The organism is Saccharopolyspora hattusasensis (assembly GCF_050972075.1).
Classification (GTDB): Bacteria; Actinomycetota; Actinomycetes; order Mycobacteriales; family Pseudonocardiaceae; genus Saccharopolyspora; species Saccharopolyspora hattusasensis.
Map to the genome: position 1 here is coordinate 1095347 of NZ_JBPCDC010000001.1, position 16611 is coordinate 1111957.

Sequence of the window (16611 nt, forward strand, 5' to 3'; positions counted from 1 at the left end):
CAGCAAAGCCTCCGGGCACGGGTCAGGGCAAAGGCAAGATCACTGTGTGTTGCGCCCCGCAACTTGGAGTGACAGGACGGGGAGTGTTCGTGTGCGGTCCCTGCTGATCCATTCGGTTGTCCGGCGGATGTCGTTGTGTCCAGTTATGCGAAGCATCGATATTGCGGTATTCCGTAATGTTGCCAGTATATGGGCGCCGGTGCCGGTATAGATTTGTTGTGCGTCTTCGTGGTATGTTGTGTCACGGATATGATGGCTTTTGTTTTCTATTCCCCAGTGGTCGCGGACTTGGTCGTGCAGGTCTTCGGCGGTGACTGTGGTGGTGTTCTGGCTGGTGATGATCCAGGCGTGCTCTTTGCTGACGAGTTCTCCGGAGAGGGTTGTTTCTTCTCGTTTGACGCAGGCTACGGAGCGCGCGTGTGGGAAATCGATTCCGTCGGCGTCGGTAATCCAGGTAGTCCAGCGGCGTATCCGGCCGTGGGTGTCATCGACGACGACATGATGCGGGGTTTTCCGCAAGAACGGAAGAGTGCGGTCGTATATCTTTTTCTTAAGCGCCGCTTGATTTCCCTTTACTGTCATAACGTAGTCGAATCCGCGTTCGCCGGCGATGTATTCGGCGGTCTCTCGCTGGGTGTGCACGGCGTCCATGGTGACCACCACACGGCCGTCCACACCGCGGGAGACACCGTCGAGCAGGGTCTTGACCTGGGTGATCTCGTTGGTGCCCGAGGGAACGGCCACTTGGGCGACGGTGACACCATCGCAGTGGATCATCGCGGAGAACAGCGTGAACGACTCGTGATCCCCGATCCACGAACCGCGCAGCACTTTGCCGTCGATAGCCAGTCGCAACGTGCCGCCCGGGATAGGCCGGGCATGACGCAGCAGCCACGGCCCGATCAGTCCTTCCAGCTTCGCTACATCGACATTTTCCAGTGCGCGCCGGATCGTGGACGTATCCGGGACACGGAAAAACCCGCGGAACCAGCACCATCGTCCACCTATTTTCCGCAGTAACGACGCCGGCAGATCGGCGACCTGGTCGGCGATCTGCCGGAAATTCGACGCGCCCGCCAGCACCGCGATCAACGACGCCGCGAGAAGGAACGCCAAACTGTACACACGGCCCTTCCGCTTACGGCGATCCGGCACCTTGCCGAGCAACTTCATCAGTTCCGCCAGATCGGCATCATCACCGTCGGCGCTACCCGGAAACGACGCCCATGACGAGCTATGAGAAAATGACAACGGATGGCCTTCTTCTGGAGTTTGGTTTTCGCAATTTCCATGATCCCAGAAGGAGGCCATCCTCCATCTCCCGGCCCAGCACGCCAACCCGGCCGGCTACCCTACGAGCCGAGTTGATCACTCCGCGCGATCTTGCCTTAGCCCTGGGGCACGGGTGCAGCGGCCAGCGTGCCTCGCGTGTGCCGATGCGGCAGGTGACCAGGAGTATCCTGCCTTTTGTGGTCTTTGATCAACTCTTGGACCAGGCTTTACTTAAACCACCCCGCTGAATCGACTTTGCACCCGAAAGTGTGTAATTAGGAGCGACTCTTGGCGGCATGGGCTCGGGTATTGTCACCGCGCGCACTCGAGCGGCTGACTCCGGTTGATGCGCCTTGCGCCTCGCTGGGGAATGTACTGAGGACTGGAGTGACCCGATGACAGCCGAACTCCGCATCGAGTTGCTCGGCCCGGTGCGGGCCTGGCGCGGAACCGACGAGCTCGCGCTCGGTTCGGCCCATCGGCGGGCCGTCCTGGCCATCCTGGCGACCTACGCCAACCGTGCCGTCTCGCGGCAGGAACTCATCGACGCAGTGTGGGGCGAGACTCCCCCGACCAGCGCGGAAGGCAGCATCTACACGTATGTTTCCGGCATCCGCCACGCCCTGGAGCCCGGGCGCCCACGGCGCTATGCCGAGGAGCTCCTGACCTCGGTGAGCGCTGGCTACTGCCTGCGGATTCCGGCCGAGGCGTGCGATGCGCACCGCTTCCAGGAGCACCGTGATCGCGCCCAGCGCTGCTGGGCCGCACGGGACGCGGCCGGGGCCATTGAAGCTTTGGATTCCGCCCTGCGGCTTTGGAAGGGCGAGGCGCTCTCAGGCATTCCCGGACCGTTCGCCACGAACCAACGAGCGCGCCTCGCCGAATTGCACCTCGCGACATTGGAACGGCGCGCCGAGCTCATGCTCGCCGCGGGGGGACATGCCGAGATCGTCGCGGAGCTGTCGATTCTGGCACGTGAGCACCCGCTGCGAGAAGGGTTGCGCGAGCTGTTGATACTCGCGCTCTACAGATGTGGCCGACAGGCTGACGCGCTGGCGGTCTTCCACGAAACCCGCCGAACGCTGATCGAAGAGTTGGGCACCGAACCGAGGCCGAGGCTGCAAGACCTGCACGAGCAAATACTCGCCAATGCTCCCGGACTGGCGCACACCGACGTTCAGGTATCAGTCCCGCCGAAACCGGCGCCACCCAAGGTTGCGTGGGCGGGATCTCCGCAACCCATCCGTCCCGCCAACTTCGTCGGCCGTGCGGACGAGGTGGCCTTCCTACGCACGGCGGTGTCCGAGGTCGCTGCGGGGAATGGGCAGTCGGTGTGGCTGGAAGGCGTGGCCGGCATCGGGAAATCCTGGTTGCTGGCCGAAGGACTCGCCGAGGCGACGGCGTCGGGCTGCCAACTCGCGTGGGGGGTGTGCGACGAACTCGACCAGCCTTTCACGCTGCACGCCCTGCTGGACTGCCTCGGTATCGAGGCGGATTCGGCGGATCCGCGGCGTGCCGCACTGGCTTGCGCTCTGGGCGGCGGTCCCCGCGCATCGGTTCCCGCAGACTGCCTACCGAAGGCCGTGCACCGCCTGCTCGGACTGGTCAGCGAGCTGTGCGCGGAAGCTCCGCTGATCTTGGTGCTCGACGACCTCCAGTGGGCCGACGAAACGAGCCTGCTGGTATGGCAGCGCTTGCGCCAGGTCAGCAGGCAGCAGCCGCTGCTGCTCATCGGGGCGTGCAGACCCATGTCGTCTCGGCCTGGACTGCAGCGACTGCGCGCCCACGCAGAAGCCGAGAGCGAGGCTCTCGTGCTCGCGCCGTTATCGGATTCCGAGGTGGGCGATCTCGTCAGGAAGATCGTTGGACTGCCGGTCAACGCCGAGGTGCGGAACCTGGTCCACAGCGCGGGTGGAAACCCCCTGTACGTCCGGGAGATCGTCAACGGTCTGCTGCGCACGGGCTCGATCATCTTCACCGACGACAAAGCCGAGACCGACCCCTCGTTGCGAGGGGTGGTTCCGGACGTCGTGCTCTCGGCGATCGGGAGCCAGCTGGCGTTCTTGTCCGGCCCGGCCGCGGATTTCCTGCGTTGGGCCGCACTGCTCGGCGAACGCTTCTCGCCGGCCGACGTGGCGACCGCGCTGGGCAAGCCGGCGTCGGAACTGAGCGAGGTGATCGACGAGGCGTGTGCCACCGGGCAGCTGAAGGAATGCGGTGAAATGCTCGCCTTTCGTTATCCGGTGGTGCACCAAGCCTTCTACAGCCGGATTCCCAAGGCCGTCCGGCTGGCGTTGCACAGGCAGTTGGCAACAGCCCTGGCTCAGGCCGGGGCGCCAGCCGAGCGGATCGCTGGCCAGTTGATCGCAGCACCGGAGCCGGTGGATTCGTGGGTGGTCGACTGGCTGCTAGCCAACGTCGCCGTCCTGGCCAGCAACGCGCCGCGCACCGCGACGGCGTTGTTGCGCGCCGCACTCAACCGCGTATCGATTTCCGGTCCGGCGCGCGAGGAGCTGGCGGCGGCCTTCGCCCGACTGCTGTTCTCGCTGGGCCGAGTACCGGCGAACACAGCTCAGTACGTGTTGGCCAGGACCACCGACAGTTTGCTCGCCGCGGAGGCGCGTCTGATCCTCGCTTACAGCCACTACCGCAAAGACCAGCTCGATGCCGCCCTCAGCACGCTTCGTCCGGCGATGTGTGACGAGCATGTTGCCGATAGCTGGAAGAGGCGGGTTCAGCCCCTGCTCGCCAGCTTGGACTCCGCCGACCCGGCCGTGGTGCCGAAGCAACGCGTGGCGCACGGCTCGCTCGACCGACCGGATGCCTTCTGCGCGGTGCCCGAACTGGCCGACCTGTGGCTGCTCGCCCTGCAGGACACGACACTCGCGCTTCAGAGTCTGGACCACCTCAACGATCCCTTGGCGGCTTTGCGAGCTGCCGAGCATTTCGCGATCTCACACACCCTGCCTGGCGAGGTCGCGCTTGCCGGCGCAGTGCACTACTACTGGCTGGGGATGTGGGACGACGCGCTCGCCAGGATCACCGCGGTGACCGAGTGTGCACCGGAGACGGAGTCGTACTTGCTGGCGCGGCCAGGTGCGTCCACGATCGTGCACGGAGTCGCAGCGTTGGTCGCCGCGCACCGCGACGATCAGGAGACGGCGTTGGCACACCTGCACTGCGCAGGACAGTGGTCGCGAACCGAGTTCCAGCCCGGCGTCGATTTCGTGCTCGCGACACGGTCGCTGCTCGCCGAGCAGCAGGGCCGGCTGTCTGAGGCGCTGGGCTGGCTCACCCCCGTCATCGAATCGGACTTCGCGCCGATGGTGCATCGTTACCGATGGCTTCCCAGAGTGGTCCGGTTGGCGACGCACCTGGGCAAATTTGATCAGGCACGAGCCGCGCTGCGGGTGTGCGAGTCCGATTTCATCCGAACCCCGTCACCGTCACGTGAGGCCGCAGTCGCACATTGCCGAGGACTCGTCACCCGCGGTCCCGGGGAGGTCGTCGCGGCGGCAGACCACTACCGGTGCATTGGCCGCAGGATTGAACGCGCCGCCGCCGACGAGGACGCCGCAGCCCTGCTCACCGAGCGTGGTCTTGTCGAGGAAGCCAGGGCCGCACTGATGTCTGCCCTTTCGGCATTCACCGATGTGGGGGCGTGCTGGAACATTCGACGCGTCGAGTCTCGGATCCGAGAGCTCGGAAACCACCGAATCGCAGCCGCACCAGCGGCACATCAGACGTCCTCGCCGCCACAGTAATAGCTGAAGCACGTCAATGATCTTGGACGGGTTCTCGGTGGGTTTCCTCAGGCTGCGGTGGGCGCTGGGCACTCCGGTGGCTTGTGTGGACACTACGTTGCGTCGATTCGGTTGCGCGCCAACGTATCTACTGAGGACGGTGACGATCGACCGGGTGGCTGGGCCCCCGGTGCGGCATCCGGATATCGTTGCGGCGGGCGAAACGTGAGTACCGGCAGGCCCGGCAGGGCCGGCACTACGGCTGCAAGGCAGTGACCGCTGGCCGGCCGCTGAAACTACTAACCGAACACGCCGGGAACGCCGTTCCCGTTACAGACCCCGACAGTACCCCGACAGACCCCCGGAAGCGAAACAGCCGGACACTAGTGGTCGCGATGGTCTTTTGGAGTGTGGCCGAAGTGCTGGCGGAATGCCTTGGTGAAGGTGTGGGCCGAGTTGAATCCGGATTCGTAGGCGATTTGGGCGATTGTTTTGTGAACATTGGCGGGGTTCTCGAGTTGTTGTTGCGCGTAGTGGAGGCGTTCTTGGCGAATTAGTTCGCTTGGGGTGGTTCCGGCTTGGCGGAGAACGGTTTGGATCTGTCGTTGCGACCAGCCGAGCGCTTGTGCGATGGATTCCGTGTTGAGTCTAGGGTCTCGCGCGTTGCCGCGAATGTGTTGGCGTATTTGGAGTTCGATCTCGCGCGCGTGGCTTGTCGGCGGTTGGGTATCGCCGAGGGCGAGCAGGCAAACCAGGTCGGTGAGGTGTTGGCTTGCTCGGTCGAATTGGGTTGCAGTGAGGGTGTGGCGTTCGGTTTTGAGGGTGACGAGGCTGGTGTGGATTAGTCGCCCGAGACCGCGGGTGAGGTCCATTTCGGTGTTGAGTAGTGCGCCGCGACCGAGACGGTGGTCAATCTCGCGTCTGGGCATGGTGAGGATCATGCCCTTGTGACGGGATCCGACGCCGAGGTCGAACGGAGTGTTCGTGGTGAACAGCGCGCCGGTGCCGACGGTGACCATACGCTGGTTGCCGGCGTGGCGTAACGCGAGCGTGCCGCGGGTGGTGACGACGAATCTGTACCGCTCGTCGGGGACGGTATGAATATGGCGCTTGGTGCGCTGGACCCATTGCGGGGTTGAGACGCCCCAGGTCACGAGTTGGTAGGACCGGGTGCGTTGGCAGGTTGCGCGGCCTTGGAAGTCGTCCGGCCGGAGGACTCGGGAGTTGGCGGTGCAATGGAACGAGCTGATCCGCTCGCACCAGTATTCGAGCTGGTCGGCGCGTGGCCGGTCCACGCTGGTGGTATCCACGCTGATGGTATCCACGTGGTAAGTCGGTGGCATCGCGGCCTCGGGCTGTATCAGGGACGGATACCGGGGAGTCTAGGCCGTGTGCCTTGGCGCCACTAGACCGTTCAGTGGCAGGAGAACGCCCGTGAGTGTTTGCGGGTGCCATAGCACCCACAAACACTCACGGATCCGGGCGGCCCGCCCGCCGCCGGCTAACCGCGCCGGAGACCTTTCCCGATCAAGTAAACCGCCAACCGGCCCCGACAGCGCAGTCGTGCGCGTGTGGGCCGTTGTCGTGCGTTTCTAGGCGTAACAACGCCCCACACGCCCTCTTACAGTCGCCTTACCCGCACCAACAGGGACTCACAGAGAGGTAGGCATGGCCACACACGCCTTGCTGTATCGATTAACGGACAAAGAGTCGGATCGGTTACCGTCGTATAACGAGCTGCGGAAAACCGGGAGCGGGCGGGAAAATCAGACTTTCGGCTCGGAGCATTCGTGGCATGGCGCGTCGAGTCACCACGAACCCGACGATCCCGAGCATCGCCGGTTCGTGCGCCCGGTGGCGGTTATCGCGGATATCATCGGCGCAGATCCAACCGAGCAAGCAGATTTCAGACCTTGGTCGCAGGCGTTTGCCGCGACTTTCGCTCCCGGTATCCACGGCGAGGCACCGGACACAACGATCCGCACTGCGAGCGAACTGATTGAAGAAAGCGCTGCGCGCCGTGCTCGACAATCCTGGGAAGATCCCGGCTGTCCTACCTACCGAAAAGACTGACCAAGCTTAGGTAGCGAAGCGCCAGAACGAGCACCACTATGCAGGAAAAAACAATGGAAAAAATCCGCGTGGTCATTCACTCGCCGGATCACTTGACGCACTTGGGACTGGCCAACTGCCTGGACGGAGACAAGCAGATCGTCGAGACCGGGGACGACAAAGCTGATGTGGCCGTGATCGTCATCGAAAACGCCGACATATCCACGATGAAAGAGCTGCAGCTACTCAGGCCCGAGGCTGCCACTCCCCTGCTCCTCATCGTGGGCGGCCGGTGGCACGCCGACATCTCCGCTGCGGTAGAACAGGGTGTTCGCGGAGTCCTGTGGCGCCGACATTTCTCCTCTACGTCGTTCATCCAGGCCGTTCGTGCCGTCGGCAGCGGTGGCGGATACTTCCCCACCTCACTACAAGGCGCACTCATCGAGCAAATCGTGCACACCTACCGCGAAGTACTCGCACCGCAAGACTTGACCGCTTCCGGGTTCACCAACCGCGAAATAGATGCGCTCCTCCTCGTCTCCGAAGGATTCGATCTCCAACAAATAGCCGAGAAACTGCACTACTCAGAACGCACTGTCAAGAATATCCTCTACCAGTTCATGAAGCGGTTCAACCTCCACAACCGCGCTCACGCCGTCGCCTACGCAATCCGCTCAGGTCTCATCTAGCCGGATACCGCGGCCAGCGGCCCGGAAAGCGGAGCATCAGGGCTCATGCCCGGCGTGGAGCCCCGCAGGACCCAACTCGTGCGCCCTCTGCCCCGCTCATCCGGTTACGCAGCCACCTACTCGACAATCCAGCCGTGCTTCGCCGCAAGTGCAACGAAGTCCTCGCGAACTAGCTGAATCTGCTCAGCGGTCAGACCGGGAAGTCGCTGGAGAAGCTGTTCAGTTACCTCGCTCCGCAGCTCATCCTCGGTTAGGACGTCGCACATTTCCTCCGCCTCCGCCGACTTCACGGTCGGCGGGGCGGCAGGTTTTGCGGCAGGCTTTGCGGCAGGCTTTGCCTCATTGCCACCATTGCCTTCCACGACATGGACGTTATATGCCTTGAGCCCCCGTTGGCCCTCCATCACCTCGAACGTCACCCTGGTACCGATCGCGAGCGAACTCCAGCCACGCCCGAGCGAGTCGATGTGGAAGAACACGTCTTCCTGAGACCCGCCATCCTGAGCGATGAACCCAAACCCGCGCTCTTCCTCGAACCGAACAATGCGACCAGTCAACACCGGAAAACCTCAACCTCCCGAAACACCGTTGCGCTAGAACCTGCCAAAGACACGTCCACAACTCGAGAACCGACACAGAAGCCTGCCCGAATGGCTTCGCAACGGTGCCCAGATTTCCCTTTCCTGGTCATCGCCCCAGCCAGATCAGGTCTGCCTGAACGAGGATAGATCTTGGAACAGCTCCAACGAGGCTGCGACGTCGATCGCGACGTCGATAGGGTGCCCGCTCAACAAAGTTGACCACGTGGAGCGTTATTCAGGCAGCGGGTGATCACCTCAAAATAGAGCAACGACCCCAAACCGGGTAAGATCGTTTTCTCCCAAAGAAGACGATTTAAAAGTAGGGCCTTGCGTTATCAGTCTACTACAGGGCTTGCTACTGACCAGATCGAGGAGCTTGTCGTGCGTATCTGGCAGATCGTCCAGTGTCGCGGCAAGCAACCGTGGCCTCTGACGGTGGGACTGTATCGGGCTGTCGTGATCACTTTGGTGAGCGGATCGCTGCGTTGTCGACACAGGTGGCGGACCTGTTGGAAGCCAACGAGGAGTTGGCGGCGAAGCTGGCCCGGCTGGAGCACCTGCTGACCCGTAACTCGAGCAATTCCTCGATACCGCCGTCGAAGGATGACGACCCTGGCCGGACGCCGCCGGCGGCGAAGCCGCAACGGCGGGTTGGCGGGCCGAAGCGTGCGCGGGGTAAGCAGCCGGGGGCGCCGGGTGCGAACCTGGCCTGGGCCGACAACCCGACCAAGCAGATAGACCGGTTCCCGACCGGGCCTTGCGAGTGCGGCCATGACCTGGCTGGGGCCACCGATCTGGGGATCGTGGATCGCTATCAGCAGCACGAGCTCCCGCTGATCAGCGTCACGGTGACGCAGTACGACCAGCATCAGGTGCGCTGCGGCTGCGGCCGGCTGCACACCGCCACCCGCCCCGAGGGCGCCCGCACCGGGTTGGTCGGGTACGGGCCGAACCTGCAAAGTTTCGCTGTCTATCTGATGGTGGTGCACTTCATCCCCGCCACGCGAGTGGTCGAGGTGCTCCAGTCGCTGACCGGCGCCACCCCAGCGTCGGGTTCGTGCACGGCATGCTCGACCGCACCGCAACACTGCTACCACCAACTGTGCTGCCAGCATCTCCTGCGTGATCTTGCTGGTGCCGCCGAAACCTACTCCGACGCGCACTGGCCCACCCAGATCACCGACGCGCTGCGCGGCCTGATCCACCACGCCAACCTCGCCCGCGACGCCGGCCGCCGCGCCCTCAACGACGCCGTCCGCGACAAGCTCATCAACAATTTCCGGGACGGGGTGAAGGTCGGGCTGTCCGACACCACCAGCCACGGCACCAAGCCCGGTGAGCGCAAGGCCAGGCTGCTACTGGAGGTCGTGGGCGACCGCGAGGACGACGTGCTGCGATTCGCCCACGACCTGCGCGTACCACCCACCTCCAACCAGGCCGAACGCGACCTGAGACCGGCCAAGATCCAACAGAAGATCTCCGGGCGGCTCACCAGCGAAGCCCGCACCAAGGACCGCTACCTGATCCGCGGCTACCTCTCCACCGCCGCCAAGCACGGCCGCAACACGATAGACGCCCTGCGCGAAGCGATCCTCGGTCACCCGTGGATGCCGCCAGACCCCGCCCCAACCTAACCCCGCACCCCCGCACCCCTCCGGCAACCCCGCGGCACCGCGAGCAATTCGGCATGCCCTCACGACCAGAAACCGCACCTCAAACCCGCCCCTGAATGTTTACCTTTCAGGGGCGGGCCCTGGCACGTCCGTGCCCGCCCACGATTTCCATTGAAATTGCGGAGGTTGTCCACAGGCATCGGCGTGTCGGGGTGCGACACGCCGACGGTCCGCAAGTTCCATTGAAATCGAAGGTTCGATTTCAATGGAACTTGCGGGTTCTCTCCGCCGAGGCGGACTCGATGAACGTCTTCGCACCGGCGTTCACCGCCAGGGCCGGCAGAGTCGGCAGCAACGGCAACACATACAGGATTCCCCGCCCACCGCCTCCAGAGCCCGCCAGAGACCGTCCACACGACCCCGCAAGGACTCGACTGTGACGGTGGGCCGGTCAAGCACAACCCGAATCAGGGAAGCCAAGAACACAAGAGCACGGCTCCTGGATAGACCGTCACGGCTTGGACAACCCGATGATCTCCCACCGGAAACCGCGCCCTCGTCTCGCATCCCACCTGGACAGAAACCCGCCGCAACCCTCAGATCAACCTTGCACACACCCTGACCTCCGCCGGTACGGGTTGGGCAGGCCGCAAGTTCGCTGCCGCGGTGGTGAAGGCGGCGCGCACCACCGGCCAGGAAACTCCTGGACTGGCGGCGATTTCGCAGTCCACCCGCTTGGCCATGGTCACCGCCGTGCTGCGGCGAGCCTTCTAACTACGCGAGCGGGGCTGGACGTCACCAAACCGGTGCTGGCGGTCATCGACGGCCCAAGGCAGTACAAACGGGCAGCGAAAGCCGTGTAAAGGGCAACGGCACGCCGCTCGCTGTCAGCTTACGGCAATATTGATCTCACGTTGGGCTATACCAGTAAAACTGTTATACGACTCCGCTGCCGGCGAAATTGTCGTGGGGTGTAGGGGGTATGCCCGCTGACTCATTAGCCGGACACAGCTTGGGCTAATTAGACCACAGTCGTGACCGCGCCGGGCACCCGGCGTGTTTGTTAGGAGATCCTGGTGCGAAACATCGATTCAGTTCCACCTTCGGTGGGCCGCTTCGGTCCCGCTACCAACTTCTTTCAGGCCGCACGCCTGATCGCCGAATCGGGCCAGCTTGCCTACCGCCCCGCGTTGTTCGATCAGCTTCTTTCGGATGTCTGGTTCGAGGGAAGGGTGTATCCGGCCACCGTCGACGCCGCTGAGCACTTGAGTACCATGTTGCCGGCCGTCGCCCCGGCGTGGCGCCCGTGGTTGGCTCTGGCGCTCGGAGTGTTCGCCGAAGGGCACGCGCCGGACCCGGCCCTTCCCGATGCGGTGTACGCCGCGGTCGCGAAGGGTTATGACGGATACCGAGAGCTCCTCAGCCGGCTGGGGTCGACGGAAAACGCGGCCAGGACGTCACTGCTGTACCTACTGGCCCACTTCCCAGCCCAGGGCGACCTGATCGAGGGGTTGACGCGGTCTCCGCACGTGTCCGCACCGGATGCGGCACGGGTGGCCCGGTGCACCGAGGACCCGGCTGCCGAATCCCGCTTCCCACTCGGCCGGTGCTGGCCCTCACCGACGCACTGGGTGCTGGACACCCACGAGAAGCAGATCGACCAGGAGTGGCGGGCGAGCCTCGCCCTGCCCGACGAGGACCATCGTGAAATCCGGGATCTGGAAACGATGGCGATCCTGGCGCTCCTCGGCGCGCAGGCGGAGGACGCGGCGGATCGCGAATCGGCAGATCTCCCGGGTGCAAGACAGACACCAGCGGAACTACTCCAGGACACCCGCGAACGTCTCGACGTCCGTGAACCCGCACCCGGCACCCAGAACACGGCCACGAGCGCGGCGGTGCCGCACCACCAACACGATGTCTTCTGCTGCCCCGACTGTCTTAACCCACTGGACCTGGCTGTCCCGTCTGAATGTCCGCGGTGCGGCAAACGGTACGACATCGCCGACACGGTCGTCGACTTCTTACCCGGCACGGAATTCAGCCAGGCAGGACTGGGCCTGATGTTCCTCAAGGACCCCCTGCACGTGGCCAGATACGAGTCTCTCCGGCCGAATTTCGTCGCGCTCATGGCTGCGGACTGGGCGGGCGAGATCACCTTCGAGGACGAGTACGCGTACCTCCGGGACCATGTCCGCCCGGTGGATGGCCCGGTTCTCGACGTCGCGTGCGGATCGGGCAGGTGGACCCGGCCATTGGCCGACATCGTGGGCGCCGACCGGGTCGTCGGTGTGGACGTCAGCAGGGCGATGGTCGATCAGTTCCACGCCGCGCTTCCCGGAATCCCGATTGGTCGCGCGAGCGTGACCAGCCTGCCCATCGCCGGTGGGTCGGTGGGTGCGGTCAACTGCTGGAACGCGCTCCAACTGTTCGCGAACCCCTGGGCCGCGCTCAGTGAGATGGCCCGTGTCCTGCGGCCGGGCGGTTCGCTGACCCTGCTCACCTTTCGGACCACGGCCCGGCCCCTGCAGAGACATTTCCAACGGCGTCACGAAACGGCGTTCAACGTGTCCTCCTTCGATCGAGACGTGCTCACGAGCCGGATCCGTGAAATGGGGTTCGAGATCATCGACAGTTGGTCCCCGAACAATTACCTGTTCGTCACGGCCCGCCGCCTGACCTCCGGTGCGAGCGACAGCCCAGCGAAGGCGGAGATCTGAAGTGCCAGTGTCATGCCGACCCGCAGTGTGCCGTTGACCTGGACGCCGGTACCGGTACCCGCAGGTGGCCTAACACCGTTGGTGCCGGCATCATCGCGGCCGAGCGAGATTACCCACCGCGGCGGCGAGCTCGAGCGCTTGATCTGCGTTCAAGCGCGGATCGCAGGCTGTCTCGTACCGCCGCCCTAAATCGTCTACGTGCACCGGCGGCGTTCCGCCGACGCATTCGGTGACGGCCTCGCCGGTGAGCTCCAGGTGCACGCCGCCCGGATGTGTACCCAGCTCGTGGTGCACCTCGAAGAAGCCCGTCACCTCGTCGAGCACATCGTCGAGGAGCCGGGTCTTGTAACCACCGGGCGAGGCGAACGTGTTGCCGTGCATGGGATCGCACACCCATGTCACGAATGCGCTCTCAGCGGTCACCTTCTCCACAAGTGGCGGTAGCATGTCACGGATCTTCTTCGCGCCCATTCGAGTGATCAGTACGAGCCGACCCGGCTGACGGTCTGGATCCAACCTGTCGATCAAGGCCAGCACGTCGTCGGAGTTCGCCGTTGGACCCAGCTTGACGCCGATCGGATTGCCGATACCGCTGGCGAACTGCACATGCGCACCATCGAGATTCCTTGTTCTCTCGCCGATCCACAGGAAGTGGCCCGATGTGCCGTAGCGCCGCCCAGTCAACGGGTCCGTGCGGCAAAGCGCTTCTTCGTAGGGAAGCAGCAAGGCCTCATGACCGGTGAAGATCTCGCTGCCGCTCAGGCCGGACTTGCTTGTTCGCGGAGATGGCAGTCCCAGCTCACCGCTCGGTGTGCGCTCATCCAACTTGCGAAGCTCGGCCAAGGTGTCGGCAGCCGTCCCATACGCCTGGAGGAGCCTGCGCGGGTCCGGAGTCCGTGCTTCGGCTGTGAACGCCTGCCCGTTCACAGCGTCGCCGCGGTAACTCGGCAGTGTTGCTCCAGCGCGGGTTTCAGTGGGCGACGACCGGGGCTTCGCGTACTGCCCTGCGATGCGGCCCACCGTCACCACCGGTAGGTTCGCGCTACCGGCCAGGATCTCGGCCATCTGGCGCAGCAAACGCACCTTGCGGCCGATGGTTTCCGGGGAGGTCGCTGCGAAGGTCTCCGCGCAGTCCCCTCCTTGGAGCAAGAAAGCTTCGCCTCGCGCGACCGCGGCAAGCCGGTCCAGCAACCGGTCGCACTCCCGGGGCGAAACGAGCTGTGGCTGTTCGGCCAGCCTCGCCACCACGGCCCGCAAAGCTTCGGGGTCCGGCCAGATCGGCTGTTGCGCGGCTGACGGGGAAAGGATCGAGTTCGGTTCTCTCACTTGACGCATTCTTATCATCCTCGGTAAATCCGAAGTAACGCCGCAGCGAAGGCGCTGCCGCCATCGCCGAAACTCGGCTGGTAGGTCTCGGTGATCTCCGCTTCCCGAACCGGCTCAATCCGCGGTCCTCCCACATCCTTGCGGGTGCGCTGAACCTGCCGGGACAGGTCTCGGCGAGCAGGCAGCAATTCGATGCCGCGCTGGTCGAAATCATCAATCCTTCGGCCAAACACCGACACGTCGACCTTGCCGTGGACGTACTCGTCCGGCATGGACATGAGAGACATGGCTACCTCCTGGCTACAGCGATGAGATGAGTTTGAGCGGCTGCTCGATATGATCGGCGACGTAGCGGAGGAACCCGGACGCGACGTCTCCATCACAGACTCGGTGGTCGAATGTCAAGCCGAGTTGCACGACCTGGCGCACAGCCAACTCACCTTCGTGGACCCAGGGCTTGGCCACGATGCGGCCCACGCCGAGCATCGCTGCCTCCGGGTGATTGATGATCGGTGTGGCACCGTCGATTCCATAACGGCCGTAGTTGTTCAGTGTGATGGTCGCACCGGTCAGTTCGGACGGAGTCAGCGTGCCGGCCCGAGCGGATTCGGCGAGCCGCCCGATCTCACTGGACAGTTGCGAGAGGGTCATCCGGTTGGCTTTGTGCACCACCGGAACCAGCAGCCCCTTGTCAGTCTGTGCCGCGAAGCCGAGATTGACGTTGGAGAAGCGGATGATCTCCTGGCCACCAGGATCTACTGTGGAATTCAATTCGGGGTACCGGAGCGAGGCGGCGACGCAGATGCGTGCTAGCAGCGCAAGCAGACCAGTCCGCTCGGTAGCGGAGCTGAGTACGTCCCTGGCCGCGAGCAGGTCGGTCGCATCGGCATCGACCCAACACGTAACGTCTGGTATCTCACGTCGGCTGCGGGAAAGCTTGTCGGCGATTTTCTTGCGCACCGAGCGAATCGGAATGCGCTCGGCTTCCGTACCCTCGACCGCATCGGCTCGGCGGGCTGCGGCTACCGCTCTTTCGACGTCCGCGCGCAGGACAAGGCCACCCGCGCCCGTGCCCACGACGGTCCGCAGGTCAATCCCGTTCACCCTGGCGAGGCGGCGAACCAGTGGTGAGACCACAGCGACCGAAGCGCCGGCCAGATCCGGCGGGGAGGTATGCGGGACGGATGTGGGACGCACGACGGTGTTCGCGGTGTGCTGAACAGGCACCGGGCGAACACGGCGGCGGTTCCGAGGGGGAACGGCACGGACGCCAGAGCCGACAAGCACCTTGCCCACATCCTGCACCCTGCCCACATCCTGCGACCGCTCGGGCGTGACCTCGACTGTTACCAGAGTGCTGCCAACAGCGCGGACCTCTCCCACCGCTCCCACCCGACTGGTGACTGTTCCCTCGTACGGGCAAGGCAGTTCGACTGTGGCCTTTGCGGTCTCCACCTCGACCACCGGCTGGTCGACCCGCACGTGATCGCCAATGTCCACGAGCCATCGAACGATTTCCGCATCGACGAGGCCTTCACCGATGTCAGGCAGCCGGAACTCACGGATCGGCGACATGTCAGCAGCTCTCCCCATCGGATGGGCTCGACTCCCATTGCAGGCGAGCCACGGCATCGAGAATCCGGTCCACGGAAGGCAGGTGGTGGCTCTCCAGCATCGGTGGCGGGTACGGAATGTCCAGCCCCGCGACCCGCAGAATCGGCGCTTCCAAGTGGTGGAAGCACCGCTCGGTGATGCGCGCCGCGATCTCCGCGCCCGGACCCGCGAAACCGGCAGACTCATGCACCACGACCGCGCGTCCGGTCCGCCGCACCGCGGCGGACACCGTTTCGTCGTCGAACGGCACCAACGTGCGTAGGTCCAGGACTTCGAGCTGCCAGCCTTCCTTGATGGCTTCGTCCGCCGCCTCCATGCACACCGGCAGGCTTGGACCATACGTGATCAGCGTCGCCGAAGTCCCGTGCCGACGGACCGCCGCGGTGCCGATAGGATCCACTTCCGGAATGGACTGCGGCGACCACTGAGCTTTGGACCAGTACAGCCTCTTGGGTTCCAGGAAGATCACCGGGTCATCGGAAGAGATCGATGCCCGCAGCAGGCCGTAGGCGTCGGCATGGGTGGCCGGGCAGACGACGTGCAGCCCCGGCGTGTGCATGTAGTAGCCCTCAGATGAGTCGCTATGGTGCTCGACCGCACCGATTCCGCCGCCGTAGGGAATGCGGATGGTGATCGGTAGCTGGATGCGGCCCTGCGTCCGGTTGCGCATGCGGGCGACGTGGCTGACCAGTTGCTCGAAGGCCGGGTATGCGAAGGAATCGAACTGCATCTCCACGACCGGGCGCAGCCCGTTCATCGCCATTCCCACGGCGGTTCCCAAGATCCCCGCCTCCGCCAAGGGAGTATCCGCGCACCGGTCACTGCCGAATTCGGCGGCCAATCCGTCGGTGATCCGGAATACTCCGCCCAGCGTACCCACATCCTCGCCCATGATGTGCACGGCTGGATCCTCGCGCAAAGCGTCCCGCAGGGCTGCGTTGAGTACCTGCGCCATCGTCATCGAGCGCTGGTTCGGAGTCCTTGCTTCGGGGACTGATCCC

Annotated in this window: 12 protein-coding genes; 5 read left to right on the forward strand and 7 right to left on the reverse strand. The window is 64.2% G+C overall.

Annotated elements, in window-relative coordinates:
- Nucleotides 1-39: 39 nt before the first annotated feature.
- Complete coding sequence (locus tag ACRXBZ_RS05135; RefSeq protein WP_433878027.1) at nt 40-1311, reverse strand: ISAs1 family transposase; 1272 nt, start codon at nt 1309-1311, stop codon at nt 40-42.
- Between the two features lie 356 nt (nt 1312-1667).
- Here ACRXBZ_RS05135 and ACRXBZ_RS05140 point away from each other — a divergent pair, with 356 nt between their 5' ends.
- On the forward strand, nt 1668-5036 hold the full coding sequence (locus tag ACRXBZ_RS05140; protein WP_433878028.1) for an ATP-binding protein: 3369 nt from the start codon (nt 1668-1670) through the stop codon (nt 5034-5036).
- Nucleotides 5037-5398: 362 nt separating this feature from the next.
- On the opposite strand, the gene ACRXBZ_RS05145 is transcribed toward ACRXBZ_RS05140, so the two are convergent.
- Nucleotides 5399-6325: a helix-turn-helix transcriptional regulator gene (locus ACRXBZ_RS05145; RefSeq protein WP_433878029.1), complete on the reverse strand. Its 927-nt coding sequence runs from the start codon at nt 6323-6325 to the stop codon at nt 5399-5401.
- Between the two features lie 358 nt (nt 6326-6683).
- Here ACRXBZ_RS05145 and ACRXBZ_RS05150 point away from each other — a divergent pair, with 358 nt between their 5' ends.
- Both ACRXBZ_RS05150 and ACRXBZ_RS05155 read left to right on the forward strand, forming a co-directional pair.
- The gene (locus ACRXBZ_RS05150) at nt 6684-7088 is read left to right on the forward strand and encodes a hypothetical protein (protein ID WP_433878030.1); all 405 of its coding nucleotides are present in this window, start codon (nt 6684-6686) and stop codon (nt 7086-7088) included.
- A gap of 38 nt (nt 7089-7126) precedes the next feature.
- Entirely contained in the window at nt 7127-7756 is a 630-nt protein-coding gene (locus tag ACRXBZ_RS05155; protein ID WP_433878031.1) for a helix-turn-helix transcriptional regulator, read from the forward strand.
- 116 nt (nt 7757-7872) lie between these two features.
- On the opposite strand, the gene ACRXBZ_RS05160 is transcribed toward ACRXBZ_RS05155, so the two are convergent.
- Nucleotides 7873-8316 carry a cold-shock protein gene (locus ACRXBZ_RS05160; RefSeq protein WP_433878032.1) on the reverse strand — a complete coding sequence of 148 codons (444 nt, stop codon included), beginning with the start codon at nt 8314-8316 and terminating at the stop codon, nt 7873-7875.
- A gap of 506 nt (nt 8317-8822) precedes the next feature.
- Between ACRXBZ_RS05160 and ACRXBZ_RS05165 the strand changes: the two genes are divergently transcribed.
- Complete coding sequence (locus ACRXBZ_RS05165) at nt 8823-9971, forward strand: IS66 family transposase (RefSeq protein ID WP_433878033.1); 1149 nt, start codon at nt 8823-8825, stop codon at nt 9969-9971.
- Between the two features lie 1055 nt (nt 9972-11026).
- Nucleotides 11027-12670, forward strand: coding sequence for a class I SAM-dependent methyltransferase (locus tag ACRXBZ_RS05170; protein ID WP_433878034.1), 1644 nt, complete (start codon nt 11027-11029; stop codon nt 12668-12670).
- A gap of 90 nt (nt 12671-12760) precedes the next feature.
- Here ACRXBZ_RS05170 and ACRXBZ_RS05175 read toward each other — a convergent pair whose 3' ends face one another.
- Genes ACRXBZ_RS05175 through ACRXBZ_RS05190 form a run of 4 tightly spaced genes read right to left on the reverse strand, consistent with a single transcriptional unit; the run spans nt 12761 to nt 16565 of the window.
- Nucleotides 12761-14005, reverse strand: coding sequence for a 3-deoxy-7-phosphoheptulonate synthase class II (locus ACRXBZ_RS05175; RefSeq protein ID WP_433878035.1), 1245 nt, complete (start codon nt 14003-14005; stop codon nt 12761-12763).
- A 5-nt stretch (nt 14006-14010) separates the two neighbouring features.
- Entirely contained in the window at nt 14011-14283 is a 273-nt protein-coding gene (locus ACRXBZ_RS05180; protein WP_433878036.1) for a chorismate mutase family protein, read from the reverse strand.
- A 13-nt stretch (nt 14284-14296) separates the two neighbouring features.
- Nucleotides 14297-15571 carry a dihydrolipoamide acetyltransferase family protein gene (locus tag ACRXBZ_RS05185; protein ID WP_433883800.1) on the reverse strand — a complete coding sequence of 425 codons (1275 nt, stop codon included), beginning with the start codon at nt 15569-15571 and terminating at the stop codon, nt 14297-14299.
- Nucleotide 15572: 1 nt separating this feature from the next.
- Nucleotides 15573-16565 (reverse strand): alpha-ketoacid dehydrogenase subunit beta, encoded by a 993-nt coding sequence (locus ACRXBZ_RS05190; protein WP_210435822.1) that lies wholly within the window; start codon nt 16563-16565, stop codon nt 15573-15575.
- Nucleotides 16566-16611: the final 46 nt, after the last annotated feature.